At 55.0% G+C, this 15715-nt stretch carries 22 protein-coding genes, 2 tRNA genes and 1 pseudogene; 20 read left to right on the forward strand and 5 right to left on the reverse strand.

Features of this window, described 5'->3' with window-relative positions; genetic code table 11:
• From KF814_00005 to KF814_00040, 8 genes are all read left to right on the forward strand, one after another.
• The coding region (locus KF814_00005; GenBank protein MBX3234508.1) for an efflux RND transporter permease subunit at positions 1–1001 on the forward strand (1001 nt) is incomplete at its 5' end.
• Between the two features lie 34 nt (positions 1002–1035).
• Positions 1036–1392 carry a c-type cytochrome gene (locus KF814_00010; GenBank protein MBX3234509.1) on the forward strand — a complete coding sequence of 119 codons (357 nt, stop codon included), beginning with the start codon at positions 1036–1038 and terminating at the stop codon, positions 1390–1392.
• Positions 1393–1804: 412 nt separating this feature from the next.
• Positions 1805–2125, forward strand: coding sequence for a HigA family addiction module antidote protein (locus KF814_00015; protein MBX3234510.1), 321 nt, complete (start codon positions 1805–1807; stop codon positions 2123–2125).
• A 369-nt stretch (positions 2126–2494) separates the two neighbouring features.
• On the forward strand, positions 2495–2791 hold the full coding sequence (locus KF814_00020) for a type II toxin-antitoxin system RelE/ParE family toxin (GenBank protein ID MBX3234511.1): 297 nt from the start codon (positions 2495–2497) through the stop codon (positions 2789–2791).
• Complete coding sequence (locus KF814_00025; protein ID MBX3234512.1) at positions 2788–3147, forward strand: XRE family transcriptional regulator; 360 nt, start codon at positions 2788–2790, stop codon at positions 3145–3147. The genes KF814_00020 and KF814_00025 overlap by 4 nt, the downstream gene beginning before the upstream one ends.
• A complete protein-coding gene (locus KF814_00030; protein MBX3234513.1) occupies positions 3123–3368 on the forward strand; it encodes a DUF1778 domain-containing protein in 246 nt (81 codons plus the stop codon). The genes KF814_00025 and KF814_00030 overlap by 25 nt, the downstream gene beginning before the upstream one ends.
• Positions 3369–3466: 98 nt before the next feature.
• The gene (locus KF814_00035; protein ID MBX3234514.1) at positions 3467–3691 is read left to right on the forward strand and encodes a DUF433 domain-containing protein; all 225 of its coding nucleotides are present in this window, start codon (positions 3467–3469) and stop codon (positions 3689–3691) included.
• The gene (locus KF814_00040; GenBank protein ID MBX3234515.1) at positions 3688–4020 is read left to right on the forward strand and encodes a DUF5615 family PIN-like protein; all 333 of its coding nucleotides are present in this window, start codon (positions 3688–3690) and stop codon (positions 4018–4020) included. The genes KF814_00035 and KF814_00040 overlap by 4 nt, the downstream gene beginning before the upstream one ends.
• Here the strand turns inward: KF814_00040 and KF814_00045 are convergent.
• Positions 4012–4863 carry a transposase family protein gene (locus KF814_00045; GenBank protein ID MBX3234516.1) on the reverse strand — a complete coding sequence of 284 codons (852 nt, stop codon included), beginning with the start codon at positions 4861–4863 and terminating at the stop codon, positions 4012–4014. The genes KF814_00040 and KF814_00045 overlap by 9 nt on opposite strands.
• A gap of 239 nt (positions 4864–5102) precedes the next feature.
• Here KF814_00045 and KF814_00050 point away from each other — a divergent pair, with 239 nt between their 5' ends.
• Entirely contained in the window at positions 5103–5378 is a 276-nt protein-coding gene (locus KF814_00050; protein MBX3234517.1) for a helix-turn-helix domain-containing protein, read from the forward strand.
• Positions 5375–6397 (forward strand): annotated as a pseudogene (locus tag KF814_00055) (tyrosine-type recombinase/integrase). Before KF814_00050 ends, KF814_00055 begins: the two are co-directional and overlap by 4 nt.
• Positions 6398–6542: 145 nt before the next feature.
• Here KF814_00055 and KF814_00060 read toward each other — a convergent pair.
• The 4 genes from KF814_00060 to KF814_00075 all read right to left on the reverse strand — a co-directional run bounded on the left by KF814_00060 (position 6543) and on the right by KF814_00075 (position 9005).
• Positions 6543–6618, reverse strand: a tRNA-Phe gene (locus KF814_00060).
• A gap of 121 nt (positions 6619–6739) precedes the next feature.
• Positions 6740–6832: transfer RNA gene (locus KF814_00065), tRNA-Ser, on the reverse strand.
• 510 nt (positions 6833–7342) lie between these two features.
• Positions 7343–7543, reverse strand: coding sequence for a hypothetical protein (locus KF814_00070; GenBank protein ID MBX3234518.1), 201 nt, complete (start codon positions 7541–7543; stop codon positions 7343–7345).
• A 694-nt stretch (positions 7544–8237) separates the two neighbouring features.
• Entirely contained in the window at positions 8238–9005 is a 768-nt protein-coding gene (locus KF814_00075) for a hypothetical protein (GenBank protein MBX3234519.1), read from the reverse strand.
• Positions 9006–9186: 181 nt separating this feature from the next.
• Between KF814_00075 and KF814_00080 the strand changes: the two genes are divergently transcribed.
• The 10 genes from KF814_00080 to KF814_00125 all read left to right on the forward strand — a co-directional run bounded on the left by KF814_00080 (position 9187) and on the right by KF814_00125 (position 15655).
• Positions 9187–9573: a hypothetical protein gene (locus KF814_00080; GenBank protein ID MBX3234520.1), complete on the forward strand. Its 387-nt coding sequence runs from the start codon at positions 9187–9189 to the stop codon at positions 9571–9573.
• A 118-nt stretch (positions 9574–9691) separates the two neighbouring features.
• A complete protein-coding gene (locus KF814_00085) occupies positions 9692–9886 on the forward strand; it encodes a hypothetical protein (GenBank protein MBX3234521.1) in 195 nt (64 codons plus the stop codon).
• A gap of 368 nt (positions 9887–10254) precedes the next feature.
• The gene (locus KF814_00090; GenBank protein ID MBX3234522.1) at positions 10255–10428 is read left to right on the forward strand and encodes a helix-turn-helix domain-containing protein; all 174 of its coding nucleotides are present in this window, start codon (positions 10255–10257) and stop codon (positions 10426–10428) included.
• Positions 10429–10430: 2 nt separating this feature from the next.
• Positions 10431–10802, forward strand: coding sequence for a hypothetical protein (locus KF814_00095; protein MBX3234523.1), 372 nt, complete (start codon positions 10431–10433; stop codon positions 10800–10802).
• On the forward strand, positions 10799–11695 hold the full coding sequence (locus KF814_00100) for a hypothetical protein (GenBank protein MBX3234524.1): 897 nt from the start codon (positions 10799–10801) through the stop codon (positions 11693–11695). Before KF814_00095 ends, KF814_00100 begins: the two co-directional genes overlap by 4 nt.
• An 80-nt stretch (positions 11696–11775) precedes the next feature.
• Entirely contained in the window at positions 11776–11958 is a 183-nt protein-coding gene (locus KF814_00105) for a helix-turn-helix domain-containing protein (protein MBX3234525.1), read from the forward strand.
• A gap of 133 nt (positions 11959–12091) precedes the next feature.
• Entirely contained in the window at positions 12092–13450 is a 1359-nt protein-coding gene (locus KF814_00110; protein ID MBX3234526.1) for a hypothetical protein, read from the forward strand.
• Positions 13451–13680: 230 nt separating this feature from the next.
• Positions 13681–14907: a phage major capsid protein gene (locus KF814_00115; GenBank protein ID MBX3234527.1), complete on the forward strand. Its 1227-nt coding sequence runs from the start codon at positions 13681–13683 to the stop codon at positions 14905–14907.
• Positions 14908–14963: 56 nt separating this feature from the next.
• Positions 14964–15269, forward strand: coding sequence for a hypothetical protein (locus tag KF814_00120; GenBank protein ID MBX3234528.1), 306 nt, complete (start codon positions 14964–14966; stop codon positions 15267–15269).
• An 11-nt stretch (positions 15270–15280) separates the two neighbouring features.
• Entirely contained in the window at positions 15281–15655 is a 375-nt protein-coding gene (locus KF814_00125) for a helix-turn-helix domain-containing protein (GenBank protein ID MBX3234529.1), read from the forward strand.
• Positions 15656–15715: the final 60 nt, after the last annotated feature.

Raw genomic sequence — 15715 nt, forward strand, 5'->3', positions numbered from 1 at the left:
ATGTGCGTGAAATCATCTCGACGGCCATCGGGGGAGAGGTCGCGACCCGCGTCTATGAAGGCCAGCAACGGTTCGATCTCGTCGTGCGGTTTCCAAAACCGTATCGAGATAGCGTCGAAACCATCAGTAACATCAAAGTCAGCGACCAGGCCGGCGCCCTCATTCCCTTGGCCGATCTCGGCACTATTCAGTTGGAAGAAGGACCTGGCCGCATCAGCCGGGAACAGTTGCAACGATACGTCTCGATCGGATTCAATACCCTTGGACGGGATATCGGGAGCCTTGTGGCCGAGGCGCAGCAGAAGATCAATGAACGTGTGGCGCTGCCGACCGGGTACCGGGTGACGTGGGGTGGATCGTTTGAGAACATGGAGCGGGCGATGGCGAAGCTGAAAGTCATCGTGCCGATCACCATTGGACTGATTTTCTTTCTCTTGTACTCTACCTTCAACTCTCTTCGGCAGGCGACGCTGATTATCTTGAATCTGCCGTTTGCGTTGATTGGGGGAGTGGTGGCGCTGTGGTTGACCAAGGAGTATCTCAGTGTGCCGGCGTCGATCGGATTCATCAACCTCTTCGGTGTGGCCGTGCTGAACGGCATCGTGCTGGTGTCGTATATGAACAAGCTGCGTGAAGACGGACACAGCTTGGATGAGGCCGTGACCTCGGGGGCCCTGCTTCGATTGCGCCCGGTCTTAATGACGGCGTTGGTCGCACTGTTGGGCCTCGTGCCGCTTGCATTCGCTCAGGGAATCGGCTCGGAGGTGCAGCGCCCGTTGGCCATCGTGGTCATCGGCGGATTAGTGAGTTCGACACTCCTGACCCTGATCATGTTGCCGGTGCTCTATCGGTGGCTGGAAGGTCGTGAACAGGGGCCAAGGCAGGCGGGAGCTCCACCGACCGGATCGGCATATGAGTCGCATCACACAGCGGGCGACCAGCACCATGGGAACGGTGAACCACGGTTTACGCGCCATCCCGGCGAGATCCCATCGGCGTGATGGACCACTGATTGGAGGAAAGGTCGGTCTCGTTATGTCGAAGATATCTGCTCAACTGGTTTTCGCGGTAACAGTCATCATCGTGAGCAGTCAGCTCGCGATAGCAGCGCCGAAGGAAACCGACCAGCCGAATATCGATCAGGTCAAAGGGAGAAAGATTTTTGCTAAACATTGCGCCGGCTGCCATGGGCCGGAGGGAAGAGGAGACGGGTACCTGTTACTAGGGCCTGACCCGGCCAATCTGACGAGACCTATCACCAAGAAAAAGCCTGATGCGCTGTTGCTCCAGACAATCCATGAAGGCAAGCCCAATATGCCGTCATGGAAGGGCCGCCTGTCCGAGGGCGAGAGTCGGGCGGTTCTGGCCTACATCCGAGCGCTGAAGAAATAATCCTCCTGGCAGTTCCCGCATCGCTTTCCCGAGTTTGCTCAAGCGCTCCAGCAGAAGCGAAATGGGGAAGGACGGAGGGCTCTCCACAAGCCCCGCCCTATACGAAGCTGTGATCTGCGGATAGAGAAGAATTCTAGAGAGTGTAGAATGTGGTGCCGAGGGACAGAATCGAACTGTCGACACCAGCTTTTCAGGATTGAAAGAAAGTGAGCAAGATCAAATAGATATGACGAAAACGTAGTGCAAGAAGTGACACTTCATGTCATGTAAAAGCAATGAGTTACAGGAGCAGGTGCCAGTACTAGAAACTTAATTAATTATACGCAACTAACTTGCTAAGGTAAAATTTTACAGGTTACGTAAATTGTAAACCTGTGATGGTATTCTGCATCTCACTGAGAGAGGTAACGCTATGATCAGAAATGGCATGCGGCCAATTCATCCTGGAGAAATTTTGTTAGAGGCGTTCATGAAGCCGGCAGTCCCTCTGATCAATGCCAATCTGCTCGCAAAGGCCCTCGCTGTGCCGGCGAATCGGATCACAGCAATTCTCAGAGGACAGCGAGGCATTACGGGCGATACTGCCGTTCGTCTAGCGGCATTTTTCGACACCACCGCTGAATTTTGGATGAACCTGCAGAAGACCTACGAGCTGCGCCTTGCAGAAGAAGCCATGTCGAGCAAGGTGAGGAAACACATTGAGCAAAGCAGGGAATCACGTGTATCGGCCTAAGGTCCATGTAAGGGAAGAGTAGCGGGCTTAACCGCGTTGCATGGCTCGACTGCGGGCGACACCCACCCATGCAGCTCCCGAAGCAGCGAATTTCTAGTTGAGTGTTCGGGTTGGCCTATTCAAACACAGAGTTCTCGCATAACCACGAGTTAATCAGACCTTTCCTAGATTTGGTACCAAGTGGCACACGCAACGAGTCAAATTGACGATACACGCCTGACACGCTTCCATCAGTCATCGAATCAAGTGATTGCTCAAAACCGGGGTTCGTTCTTGCTTCTATGCCAGATCTAGCATATCATGATCCGGTGTAAGATCGGAGCCGAATGAAGCCTGTTCACTTTGTCGGCGCATCGCGGGAGGATCTTCGTGACCTTCCGGAGAGCGTTCAGGAAACAGCTGGGTTTCAGCTCTTCAAAGTTCAACAAGGGAAAGAGCCGGATGATTTGGAAACCGATGGCGTCCATCGGGTCTGGCGTGCAGGAAATTCGGGTGCGAGACGACACTGGAATCTATCGAGTCTTCTATGTGGCCAAATTCCAAGAAGCGGTCTATGTGCTCCATGTGTTTAAGAAGCGTTCACAGAAAACAGCAAGGCCAGATATCGAACTGGGCAAGAGCCGGTATGCGGATCTGCTTACGTGGAGAAGGGAGGTCGGGTTATGAAGCGTGCACCTGTAACAAAAGGGAGCGGGAATATTTTTCGAGACCTCGGGTTTTCGGAAGAACGGTCTGCCGAACTGATTCTCAAGAGCAGCTTGCTGCAAGCCCTTCAGAAAACGATTAAGGACCGGGGCTGGAAGCAGGTCGAGGCTGCCACAATGCTTAGCATTGACCAGGCGAAAGTGTCCAAGCTCTTAAATGGTCAGATGGCTGGGTTTTCGGTTGAACGACTGGTTCATTTCCTCTCGTTGCTGGGTCAGGATGTAGAAGTGACAGTGAAACAAGCCCCTCGTGGACAGCGATACGGTACCGTGCGCACGAAGGTGTCCAGGCGATGGAAAACGGTGATCGGTTCGTGATTGGTTCCGCGAATGAGTTTGTCCGGGACAGTGCCTTGTCGCGTGCTCATGAAATGCTGGCTGATCGGCGCATGTTCGTCTTGAGTCAGTCCAAGTGGGATGAGTTTCAAGCTGCCCTGGATGCTCCAACCCGCCACAACCCCCGTATACAGCGTCTCTTGACCGAGCCGGGATTCTTTGACGCCGCTGATACTTCTTCTGCAACGGCAAAGAAGTGTTGACCCGACCGATCGAAAAACATCGGCGGCATCACACCGTTGAGGCGTTCGATCAAGAAATATCATTGATCTTCAGCAATAGACGGCGGTACCATATCCTCATGAGTATACTAGCGCGTATTACTGTCAATCCGGCCCAGTGCGGTGGTCGTCCCTGTATTCGGGGGATGCGGATTCGCGTGAAAGACATCCTCGACCTTCTTGCAGCTGGCGTGTCAACGGAGACCATCCTGCAGGACTACCCCTATCTTGAGAAAGAGGATATTCAGGCGGCCCTTGAATTTGCAGCTGCCCAATCCGATCACGTCATGCTCCGGGCCGGATGAACTTCCTGATTGACGCTCAGCTCCCTCCAGCATTAGCCCGTCTTATCATATCTCTCGGCCATGGAGCCGTTCACGTCGAAGAAATAGGCATACTCCTCGCAACGGACCAGACGATCTGGAACTACGCCGTTTTCAATGCCAAGGTCATTATCACAAAGGATGAAGACTTTAAAAATATTCTTTTACTTGCTTCTCCGCCGGTAACGCCCGTCGTCTGGGTCCGGATCGGCAACTGCTCCAACGCGGCACTCGTCCGGTGGTTTCAGCCCCTGTTCTCTCAAGTGATCGCCAACCTTGACCAAGGTGAGCGGCTCATTGAGTTATATTAGGCCCTCGCCCAACGTCGACCCACTCCGCGTAGAATTGTTACCCGGTAGATCACCGGCTTGCATACAGGCTCCAAAGAACGACCCGCAGGTTCCTTCTTGAGGGCCTGTCGCGCATTGCTGCGAATGGGCATATCGCAGGCGAGAATCGGTTCTTCCGTCTGGGAGTGGTCGAGGGCAATGTGCTAACGGTACGATTTTCGTATAGGAAAAAGCGGATCCGTATGTATGGAGCAGGCTACTGGAGGCAAGGGAGAAAACGCTATGAGCAAGAAAATCACATACACCGATAAGCGGTTGGCCATGGGGGAACGTGTCACGGATTTTCTGCCGCCACCAGCGATGGCCCTTGGCCGCCGCCTTCTCGTCGACACCGATCCGCCGCACGACCGTCCGCACTTTGCGCTGCCTGCCCCGCGTGACCGCGCGCTCCATCAGCCCCCACGCTTCATCCCAGCTGATCCGTAAGATCCGCGTCGCCCCGCTCACATCGCATTGACGCAGCACGTCGATGGCCAGGCGCTCAAACAGCAGCGTGAACCGCGACCGCGGCTCCGCCCACGGCACCAGGATCTGTACGACGCCATGTTCGTCGCAGGCAACGCGGGGAATTCTCGCATGCAGGTACGTTTGGAACTGGCAACTGTCCAAATGCCGCCAGGTCCGTTCCTCGGCGTGGTCATAGAGCGGCAGCGGCTCCGCGCAGTGCGGACACGTCCACGTCGCGTCCCCCGCATGCTCGGCCCAGACATCCACGCGCTGTTCGGTCACATCCAGATTCACACAGCTCACGGTCCATGGCGACTTCAAGCTGAGCAGGTACTGATAGAGTGCGGTGTCTTGCATGGTCGGTCCCTCCTTGGCCGACCATAGTATCCGCTCAGCCTACCCACGGAGAACCCGGAAGTACCCAAATTCTGAACCCTCTCATAAGTGCCACTCCGAAGAAGTGGGCGAAGCAGTCGGGAGGCTCACTCGACCGAATGTGTAAAGCATCACGTGAAAGGCTGTCGCACAGCCACTCCGATAACAGAGGGATTGAGAAGCACGTATGTTCAATGAGAGATAACTAAGCAGGGGAACCCATGACACTCTTAACAATTTTTGAGGCAGCGAAGTTTTTGAGGCTGACAAAGCGGACCCTCTATCAGCGAGTCGATATCCCTCGGGTTCGCTATGGACATCGTGTCATGTTTGTCAAAGAGGATCTTGAAAGTTGGGTCAGAAGCTTATGTGAGGGCGGTGTGGTGAAAGACCTCGATGAGCAAGGAGGACTGCCGAAGCCCGTTGACGGCAGACCTGGCAAGGTCTACCATCGGAACCCTTTGTTTGTGTTGCCTCGTCATAAAGGCCTGCGATGAATATTCAGCGTATCAATACTCCCAAGGGAATACGATCGATTCTGACCTATTGGTATCGTGGAAAACGCTATCGACCGGTCCTTGGATATAACTTGACGCTCGATCGTGAACGAGAGACTGCTCTCGAAATCATGACTGCGATTCATGCGAATTCATTGGAGCCAGAAACAAGGACAGCGCCGATCCCTCTTGCTGGGCAGTCTTCAACGTTGACGTTTGCTGAGTTTGTCCTCATCTACCTGCAATATCTCAAAGCTAAGCGGCCGAAGAACGACGGGCGGAATCAGACCGTTCTCACGCACCATCTCATTCCGCATTTTGGCGACAAGAAGCTCTCGGATATCCGCCTCGAAGATGGATTGGCGTATCTAGAAAAGCGTCGCTCTGTCTTGATCGGCCCGGAGGATAAGAAACGACATGTGGCTCCAGGGACGATTGAGCGAGAGTGTGCGGCCCTGATGGCCGTGCTGAATTTGGCCGTTGATATGGACCACCTGGACAAGAATCGGCTCAAACGTTTACCTGTGCCCGAGTATGTGAAGCGCGAGCGGATTGTCGAAGGCTGGGAGCTGCTCAAAATCCGTGAGGCCGCCTCACCGAACGTGTGGCGGCTGGCGATGGCCGCGCTGCAGATCGGCCTTCGGGAGAACAAGCTGATCGAGATCCATGAAGAGTGGCTGATGCAACGGGGAGACGGCTGGTGGGTGGTTCCCTCCCCAGGCCAGACGAAAATCAAAGGGGTGCCTAAAATGGTTCCTCTCAACAGTCTGGCCTACGAGGCGTTATTTGGAAAGACTGCGAGAATCGGTGGGCGCTTCTTCCATCACTGGAAAGACGGGAATTCTTTCAAACATACCTGGATGCGAACCTGCGAGCGGGCAGGGGTGCATGATCTGCACTTCCACGATCTTCGCCATACCTTCACGACCTGGCTTACACAATGTGGCGTGGATTACGCTGTGATCCAGACGTTAAAAGGTGAGCCGCTACCTGGTTCGGCGAAGTACTACATTCACAATTGGAACGCGCGATTGCGGGATGCCGTGACCAGGCTGGAAGCGTTTACGAAGGCGGTTCTAAACGGGGAAAACGACGTTCAGGTGCCAGTTACTGCCACTTGGGTGCCAGTTGTTCAAAACGTGAATCCTCTAACTATGCGAAATGTGGTGCCGAGGGACAGAATCGAACTGTCGACACCAGCCTTTTCAGGGCTGTGCTCTACCAACTGAGCTACCTCGGCACGAAGTCGTTACGGCGGGCGCTACTGTGTACAGGATCACGATTCCAAAATCAAGAAGATCACAAGACTGACTTCTTGCCGGTCCTCTCAAACTTCGGCAATGCTTTTCAGCGCATCGGTATGGCGGAGAGGGCGGGATTTGAACCCGCGACAAGGCTTTTGACCCTGTGACGGTTTAGCAAACCGTTGCCTTCGGCCACTCGGCCACCTCTCCACCCACCGACCAACTTGTGCGCGCTGCGCTGTGAACGCGATTCGCATCCGCTTATGAAAGCGAATGCCGCAAAAGAATGGCGATCATACCCTAGTGCACTAAACACACACAAGAGATTACGCAGACCATTGTGAAGGAACTTTACGGCTCGGCAGGAGCCTCGCATGTCGCTGGCGGGAGATGGGGGATAGAGGATCAGCCTCGGCGGAACTCATCGATCACGTCTAACATAGTCGTCGTCCAAGAGCGGCGGGGCCGCCCATGCAACCCCGCATCGATTGAATGGATTGAACTCTCGTGCGTGCGCGAGGACATGGGCATTCGATTCCGCAGTCTTCCAGCATAGCGCGGATCTGAACTGTAAGGGGGATCATCCGCCGCGTGCCGAATGACACCGCTATTGAGCAACATCCGAAGCACCTGGGATTTTTTGTGAACTTGCCTGGTCGTCGCCATGCTGGTGCTCCTTTTCCCGATGGGGAGTGCCGTCACTGAGGGAATTCCACCAGTTCACATCCAGAGAATCCGGCCGAGCTCCTCATCCAATTCTTTCGGACGTTGGCACTGGCTGCATCGGGCGAACAGGCCGGCAGACTCGGCATCGGGAACGGAGCGAAGCACAAGTTGATACTTCTGCCCGCCGCAGAACGGGCAGGCCTTACCGCACAACTCCCGTCGCACGGATCCGATCTTCCCAACCTGTTTGTGCATGGTCCCTCCCGAGACAATGGGGGTGGGTCGGCAGAACCGCTGGCGACCCGGGTTTATAAGGTGGTGAGCACCGCATCCCGTGACGATACGCAGGAACGACCGCGGCGAGAATACCGTGTAAGGGGGAAGCGAGGGCCGTCAAAAGAGGGGACGGAAGCTAAGGAGCAGGGAAGCGGGTCAGCATGGCACAGAAAATATAATTACATATAAAATCAATGCGTTACAAAACATTTCATATCCAACGCTTAAATATAGTTATTGCGAGCCTTGCCCTCACACAATAGCGCATGGATAAATTCGGGGGTGAAGGCAGATCTCACCAGGAGGAGGTTGAGACCTCTTGCCGCCCTGGGGTGGGCACACCAGAGCGAACACCTTCACCCTCCATCAATCAACCATGAAAAAAGCAGACTGACAAGTGGGTAGAGATGCGCATCAGGCGCAGAAGGATTGCCGATTAGAAGGATGGCCTGATCAGGCTCTAGCAGTCGACTCTCGGGCTGGAAAGAGGCCGGAAATTTTGGCGGAGGGGGCGAGATTTGAAGCCCCTGCAGTATCAGAGACTATAAGCTCCGATCTGATCTCATCGTTTCGTTCTCAATCACTTACAGAAGAGTCGGAGGCAGGGGAGGAACCGATCAAATCCGATCGGACAAGATAGTTCTGCCACAATCCGGCCACAATCACGAATGTCTCAGCGGCGGACAGAAGATGCATTTGGATAGGCCTCGTTCCGTCCTGAAAGTCGGTCGAACTCCCAATGGAAGGCACTGAGAGTTGCGCATAACTTTTCATCGCCAAATGCCTTAGCTGCGAGGGCAAAAGAAAGGATTGCGCGGAAAAATGGATTGTAGAGGTCGTAACGATGGATGTCTTCTCTGGGGGTTCCAGCCATACCGTGGATATGAAATCGAGGCGGGTCCCCGCCCCACGTATCCATGATATGCGATGAGGCACCGTGAATATACCCCGAGTAACCACTGTGAAGTGTATGGTACAGCGTCACGGCAGAGCTTGGGTCATTCGGCTGTTCCGTAAGACGTGATAAATAAGCTCGGATTTTTCGTCTTGGCACCATTGGGCGATCAAGCAGAGCGTTACCTGTTTCGGGATCGAATTCTTCTTTGTAAAAGGCGCCGAGGTAGTCTCGATGAAGCTGCGTTATGTCGTTATGGATTATTCCGAAGGCCAGAAACCAGATGTCCTCATGAAACTCGTCAAGCATGCGTTGGATCGCGCCCTGCTCTTGAAAAAATCCCTTATCGCAAAGCAGCCGAGCGGCATGAAGGCCCGATACCATTCGGGCGAGTTTTTGAATCAGTGCTTGGTGAATCGTCTTTTCTGTATATCTGAAGACGAAGGAGTCTCCATGCCGCATTCTCTGGGGAGGAGGAACCATACCCTCAAGTCGTCTGAAGGATTTGTCCAACTGGCGGAGCGTCTGATTATAGAGAACGTTCATAGAGCGTGGCGGATATTATCACGGTCGTGCTCTATCAGCGAATTGGAGATTCCCGGACTCCGTATAAGACACTGATTCTAAATACAAATTATCCATCTGTGGTGAAAGTGTGGCTGACATGAACGGGACCCGAATGAGCAATGAAGTGAAGGTAACTGGCAGAACCCACGGTCTTACCATCATGAAACGGGCCATAAAGACCCTTGGTAACCGTACGATTGACCGTCGATCCAAGGTTGGCAAAGCGTTGGAAGCGTGGCGAGGTGAATTGATTGCCGATCTCGGAGGGCAGGATACGATCTCGGCGCAACAACAGACCTTGATTGACCTAGCCGTGAGAACCAAGTTGCTCCTGGATTCGATAGACGCCTGGCTACTCCAGCAAGGCAGTCTTGTGAATGCGAGAAAGCGGACGGTCTATCCGGTTGTCCTTCAGCGGCAACAACTCGCCGATGGGTTAGCCCGGTATCTGTCCCAACTTGGGCTTGAGCGTCGCGCCAAGCCTGCAAAGAGCTTAGCGGAAGTCTTGTCAGGTTCGGCCAGGAAGGGCGATCAGCCAGCAGCCTGAAGGTTGGCCTGGCCCGGAATGAACGCATCGGGCCATTGTTGCCAGAATACCATCGGTCCTCACGGGAAGGCGTCACCGAGGATCCGCGTACACATTGACGCCAGAACAAGGAGGAATCATGACTGTGAAACAGCAGATGGCATTTCGAGCCACGCACACGGCCAGTGAGGTGACGGACGTGTTAGACCTGTTATCCGTCGTGCAGCATCGCCTGCAAGAGGTCGGCGAGTTGGAATCCGTGGGGCAATCGCTGACGGTCCTAGCGGTCGCAGCAGACAAACTGGAGAAGCTGCGAGCCTTGAGTCAGTCGTGATGATCCTGGCGGGTATTGGGGTACACGTTCCATGCCCGCCGTGTCCAGCCTCGAAGGACTCAGCTTATCGGCTGAGGAATAGGCGGCCCGTTGGATGCCCCATGAACTTAATGTGTGCAGGCGATTTTGAATCATGCTACAGTAATACCTGCTAGGACAAGAAAGCATTACGTAGTTTTCGCGTGGGCAGCTATGGGCAGAGGCCTAGGTCCGCTGCGAGCTGAAACAGTGCCGAGGCACTGACCGCGTTCAGCGCAAGACCGTATAGCGTGCCTGATGTTGTGACATAATTCGGCTCATCGAACGCAAAAGCCGACTGTGGGATTCGTCCCATGGTCGGCTTTTTTATTGTCTGAAATGGGGGAATCATGCCGCTGGTGAGTGTGAAGCAGGCCGCGCAAGAGCTGAACTGTAGCGAGTCGTTCTTACGCAAACAGATGGGGCAGGCAGACTTTCCCCATTATCGTCTCGGGTCGGATGTCCGGCTGGATCTGACCGAGTTGCGAACCTGGTTCCGGGGGAAAAATCAGGAGGCAAAGTGACCATGCCAGCGACACAAGAGGAAGGAATCGGCACAGAGCAGTTTTCGGATAAGGCCGTGCGCCGCGAACTGGAGCAAATCTTTGGCGCGCTCAACCAGGACGGATTTCCGCTCAACGTGTCGGCGCTCACACGAGCCTATGAAATCTGGCCCGGTATCCTTGCCCAGAATCCACAGCTTCAAGGGAGACAGCGGACAGAAGCCCACCTGGTCTTTCTGGCCGTCCATTCGCTGACCGATGCGCAAGGCATCACACCAGCGATCACCGATGCGCAATTTACTCGGCGAGTACGCGCGGTCGCAAAGACACACCTTCTTCTTGCCAAAATTGGGCGCAAGCGGCTCTGGAAGTTCGTGATGGAGGGCATGTCATGAAGCCGACACACCCCTGCGCTCGAATCAAGGAGGCTCTTCGTGCAACCCAGGCATCCAGTGTGGCTCAGCGGATGTTTTTGGTCTCGGCAATGATCCATGCCGATGATCAAGGGGAGGGCTGTACGGCGAGCATGCGGACGCTCACGGAATATGCCGGGATCACGCGAGAGACTGGGCAGCGGGCCTTACGTCAATACATTAATCGTGGGGAGATCGTTCGCACGGTAGTGACATTCCGTGGTCGGACCAGAAAAGCCTTACGAATCTTAGTCGGCTACGCTCCCGTGCAGCCTCAAAAGTGTGATCTCACGTCACACTCTGGGTGTGATCCTACGTCACAGGGTGGTGTGATCTCACGTCACAGCCATCTTAAGCATCCCTTAAGAAGAAAGAATAACCCTAAATCCCTTAGCCCGTCGGCTTCTCAAACTTCAGAAAGTTTGAGTGCGCCGACTACGCGTGAGGTGGTCGCTTCGCTTGAGAAGAAAGAATCGGCGCCCCAACAATCAATGAACGCCGACCCAAAGGAAGTACACGCCGATGTCCGGACAAGAGAAGAGCGGCGCGGCAAGCGGGCCGCCCCGCAGGCGGTGCCGGGATTTCCGCCGGAGCGAGTGGTCAATGGCTGGAACAGCATTCCTGATGTTGTGCTCTTCTCAGGCAAAATTCCGTCGGCTCTGCGAACGCTCATCATGAGGCGCATCAACGAGCAACCCGATCCAGCATGGTGGCAGGAAAAATTTAAGATGCTCGGACGCAACGATTGGGTTTGCGGTCGTACAGAAAGCACCTTCCCTGTCACGCTCGCCTGGCTCATGGGGCCGAAGGGCTGGTATCGGCTTACGTCCGGCCAATATGACGAGCGGGTCCCGAAACGTAAGCTCGCTTTGTGAGCTGTCAAAATTATCGCCAATCATTTCCCGTTGACGAAATGAAAAGTGATGGGACAATCGAAGGTATGGAGGGCGTGTATATGACGAATTTGAAAAGTTCGCAGGAGATCGCGAGATTGTTACGTGTTTCTAGACAAAATGTCCATAAGCTTACAACGTCGGGAGCCCTGCCCGCATACAAGGTTGGGAGAAATTTTCGGTACTCAGCCGAAGAAGTCTTGGCAGCGGTCAAGACACGCAAACGCCGACGCCAAGAAAACTAAAAGGGCCGTGTGCGTTGCCCGCGCACATACTCGCCCCCAGCCGGAGTCTTCCATTCTCTGCCTGGGGGCGGCCCCCAAAAACAACATGATGAACCTTGTCGAGCATGACATTCCGGATACGGACGCCGCGAAGGTGGACCTCATCAATTCGTTTCTGGGCCTGATGGTCTGGCTTGATGGCCGACGCCTTATTGATTTGCTCATGCCGTTCCAGCTCACCATCTTGCACAGCGTGTTGGCGACACTCCGACCTGATGGTGCGCCTTGGTATAAGCGGGGGCTTATTCATGTCGCGAAGAAGAATGGGAAGAGCCTTCTGTTGATTCTGGCCTCGATCCTTGTGCTGCACCTTGACCGATCAATGGGCCGGAAGGGCAGCCAGGTCTATTATGTGGCCTCCGACGAAGATCAGGCTGGGGACAATCTCACGTTAGCCAAGCGACTCTACAAGCTCAATCACCTTCTCGCCGAGGAAGTCTCGATCAAAGCCAATGTGATCGAGCTAAGAAATGGGGCGGGCTTTATCGAGATTATTCCGGCAGGGGATGCGGCCGGGATGCATGGCAAAAGCTATCGGCTGATGTGTCTCGACGAATTGCATACGCAAAAAAACTACGATGTGCTGGAAGGTCTCGAAATGGACCCGGCGCGTCCTGATGCGCAGCAACTGTTCGGGAGCTACTCCCCATTGCTTCCGCGTCCCGGCATTCCGATCAGCGACATGCTGAAACAGCACGCCGATCAGGTTGATCCACGTCTGTTTGTCTTCACTCGCTCGGGTGACATCGAGATGGCCAATCCGGCCATGGGGGGACCATTAGGCGGCACGCGGGAAGAGATTGAGTCCGCACAGGTGCGGCTTCCGAGTTGGCATTTTCGCCGATTGTATTTGAATCTGTCCGGTCAAGCTGAGGGCGCAGCCTTTGATGGAAATGCTGTTGAAGCGTGCATCAGCAAGAATCGTAAGGTGTTACCACCTCAACCAGGTGTGACATATGCCGCCTTCACCGACATATCGGGGGGCGGTGCAGACGATTCAACCTTGAGTATTGCGCATTCGACTGACGATGGCCGAATTATTGTGGACCTCGTGATGGATCAGGGCGCACGAATCGGCGGGACGTTCAGCCCTGAGGAGTGCGTAAAGAAGTTCGCGGCAATCCTCAAGGCCTATCGGTGTCACCAGGTCACAGGTGATCGGTTTGCTGGTCACTGGCCTCGCGAGGCATTCCAAAAGCAAGGCATCACGTATCAAGTTGCCGATCAAACGGCGAGTCAGCTCTATGCCGCCTTTGAGCCATTGGTCAACTCAGGGCAAGTGGAATTGTTGGATGTGCCTAAGCTGATTCAGCAGATTCTCGGATTGGTTCGGAAGGGTGACAAGACCTCGCACCAGGCAGGCGAACATGATGACTATGCGAATGCTGTTGCGGGTGCGGCAGTGCTGGCTGCTGCGCCGGTCTCTATGCCTGGAATCTACGTCTTTGACTGAAGCACCATCGCGCATCAGCGGACTAGGCACCTGCCAATAGTTTGCAATGATGGCGAGATCCACCACGGGAGAGGGCAGGCCGAAAACACGACTGGCAAAGCGGTGTCTTGCTGGCTGGGCCAAAGCGGGCACAACGGTGAGCCTAGGTCGTGAATGGGCCGACTCTTGAGCCTCGACGGAGTCGAGTTCGAGGCGGTTTCACAGTGTACGTGAGTAGTGAGGACATCATCATGAGTGAGATGTTGAAGATATTGGGAGAGATTAAGGATGGGACCATGGAAACGATGGGACAGGTCAATCAGTTGAAGGGGCAGGTCAATGATTTGGAAGGACGGGTCAATGACTTGGCGATCGCGGGCCGACTGTCGAAGATTGGCAAGACGCCGCCTATACCCTATGGACGCCAACAGAGATCGGTGTCCCTGCTGAAGGTCGCGACAGCCAATTACTTGGCCCGCGAAGGCGTCGGCAATCCGTGGGATCGGCTTAACGCGGGATTTGAGAAAGAGATAGTCACGGAGGCCACCCGCAAGGCCATGGACGCCGGGACGGCTGGATCGGGCGGTGGCTACGTTATTCCACAGGAATACCTAGGTGACGAGTTTATTGAATTGCTGCGAGCCAAATCCGTGGTGTTGCGTGCCGGAGCCACGTTTGCCCCAAATCTGACTGGTTCGCCGGTACGCATCCCGAGACAGACCGGCAGCGGGACCGTGTACTGGGTCGGCCAGAATGCGGACATCACTAAATCGGATGCGAGCTACGGGGAAGTGCAGATGACCCCGAAAACGATGGCGATGCGGATGCAGTTCAGCAATTTGCTGAACCTGCTGAGCAACCCAGCTATCGAACAGTTGATTCGGAACGACTTCGCCTTGTCGGCAGCCTTGGAGTTGGATCGGGTGGCGCTGCGCGGATCAGGGACCGCCAATCAGCCGTTGGGCTTGGCAAACATGGCCGGGATTCCGTCGTACGCCATAGGTGCCAATGGCGGCTCGCTGTCCATCGACGACCTTTATGGTCTGATGGCGGTGATTGAGGACGCCAATGCATTGGGAAGCACGCTCGCCCTCGTGACCAATCCAAAAGGGTTGCGAAAATTAAAGAGACAGCGGATTCAACAGTATTCCGGTGACACGGGTGGAGCTTACGCGTTGGCCCCGGCTGTATTGACGGATGAGGCCTTGTCCAAGCTGGTCGGGTTGACCTGTCTGACGACGACGCAGCTCCCCGTCAATCTCGCGAAAGGGAGTTCAACTGATTGTACGGAAGTCTACTTCGGCAATTGGGCGGACCTCATCATCGGGCAATGGGGCGGCGTTGAGATTCTCGCGACTAACGTGGGCGGCAATGCGTGGGCACAGAACGCCATTGAGGTGCGGCTGGTGCAAAACGTCGATGTGCAGGTGCGGCATAAAGAAAGCTTCGTCATCTGTTCAGACGCACGAACAGCCTAAGGAGTCTCAATGAGGCAGGGGTCAGAAGGCCCCTGCCTCGTCATCAAGGGGGAACCATGGACGACGATTCGACACTCTGGAACGAATTTCTTAACGGTGCGAGTTGGAGCGAACTGTTTTGGCAGTACGCAGACGCAGTGAATGAACTGATGGCCTATTGCCGAGCCTGTCCCGATGCGAAGCAGGCCGATGAGCGGGTAGTCGCTGCAATGCAGGGAGTGACCACCTTGCGCCCCACCATGGTGCGTTATGCCGGGGACAAGACGGCGTTGCAGAGTGCGCCTCCTGTCACCTTGAGCCGGGCTGTAATGGAGGCGATTGGACACGTTCGCCGAGCCCTGCCACAACCGACGAAGCACTGAAAGGCCACCGTATGAAACTTGTGACACCACACGAAACCGTGACGATTCCTCTCCACGATACCGGCAGCGCCCTAGCGTTGCTGCGCCGCGTGATTCACCAGGCTAAGCCGGAGCACTATGCCGACTGTGTGACGACCTTGCGCCAACTGGACGCCCTGCTGATGGGCCGCCTTGTGCAGGGGGCTGCACCAGAACCGAGGCGGGTTGATCCGATTCCGGCGGAACGCTACCTGAGTGTTGAAGAAGTGTGTGCGCAATTCAAGGTAACGCCCCGGTGGCTCTATCGGCATAAAGCAGCGATGCCCCACTCGCAGCCAAGCCGGAAGCGGTTGATCTTTCCTGAGAAGGCAGTTACAAGGTGGTTTGCCAGTCGGCGAGCCGCTTGACACGAACTATAACTGAGTTATATATTCCCTGTGAAGGCGATAGAATTGCATAGGCTTCGA

This window comes from Nitrospiraceae bacterium, from assembly GCA_019637075.1.
Classification (GTDB): domain Bacteria; phylum Nitrospirota; class Nitrospiria; order Nitrospirales; family Nitrospiraceae; genus JAHBWI01.

Coding starts and splice junctions, on each gene's coding strand:
- KF814_00105 (MBX3234525.1), top strand. CDS start 11,776: ATGACGAATTTGAAAAGTTCGCAGGAGATCGCGAGATTGTTACGTGTT.
- KF814_00035 (MBX3234514.1), top strand. CDS start 3,467: ATGAGTATACTAGCGCGTATTACTGTCAATCCGGCCCAGTGCGGTGGT.
- KF814_00075 (MBX3234519.1), bottom strand. CDS start 9,005: ATGAACGTTCTCTATAATCAGACGCTCCGCCAGTTGGACAAATCCTTC.
- KF814_00070 (MBX3234518.1), bottom strand. CDS start 7,543: ATGCACAAACAGGTTGGGAAGATCGGATCCGTGCGACGGGAGTTGTGC.
- KF814_00095 (MBX3234523.1), top strand. CDS start 10,431: ATGCCAGCGACACAAGAGGAAGGAATCGGCACAGAGCAGTTTTCGGAT.
- KF814_00040 (MBX3234515.1), top strand. CDS start 3,688: ATGAACTTCCTGATTGACGCTCAGCTCCCTCCAGCATTAGCCCGTCTT.
- KF814_00090 (MBX3234522.1), top strand. CDS start 10,255: ATGCCGCTGGTGAGTGTGAAGCAGGCCGCGCAAGAGCTGAACTGTAGC.
- KF814_00015 (MBX3234510.1), top strand. CDS start 1,805: ATGATCAGAAATGGCATGCGGCCAATTCATCCTGGAGAAATTTTGTTA.
- KF814_00025 (MBX3234512.1), top strand. CDS start 2,788: ATGAAGCGTGCACCTGTAACAAAAGGGAGCGGGAATATTTTTCGAGAC.
- KF814_00100 (MBX3234524.1), top strand. CDS start 10,799: ATGAAGCCGACACACCCCTGCGCTCGAATCAAGGAGGCTCTTCGTGCA.
- KF814_00010 (MBX3234509.1), top strand. CDS start 1,036: ATGTCGAAGATATCTGCTCAACTGGTTTTCGCGGTAACAGTCATCATC.
- KF814_00085 (MBX3234521.1), top strand. CDS start 9,692: ATGACTGTGAAACAGCAGATGGCATTTCGAGCCACGCACACGGCCAGT.
- KF814_00080 (MBX3234520.1), top strand. CDS start 9,187: ATGAAACGGGCCATAAAGACCCTTGGTAACCGTACGATTGACCGTCGA.
- KF814_00115 (MBX3234527.1), top strand. CDS start 13,681: ATGAGTGAGATGTTGAAGATATTGGGAGAGATTAAGGATGGGACCATG.
- KF814_00050 (MBX3234517.1), top strand. CDS start 5,103: ATGACACTCTTAACAATTTTTGAGGCAGCGAAGTTTTTGAGGCTGACA.
- KF814_00120 (MBX3234528.1), top strand. CDS start 14,964: ATGGACGACGATTCGACACTCTGGAACGAATTTCTTAACGGTGCGAGT.
- KF814_00030 (MBX3234513.1), top strand. CDS start 3,123: ATGGAAAACGGTGATCGGTTCGTGATTGGTTCCGCGAATGAGTTTGTC.
- KF814_00045 (MBX3234516.1), bottom strand. CDS start 4,863: ATGCAAGACACCGCACTCTATCAGTACCTGCTCAGCTTGAAGTCGCCA.
- KF814_00125 (MBX3234529.1), top strand. CDS start 15,281: ATGAAACTTGTGACACCACACGAAACCGTGACGATTCCTCTCCACGAT.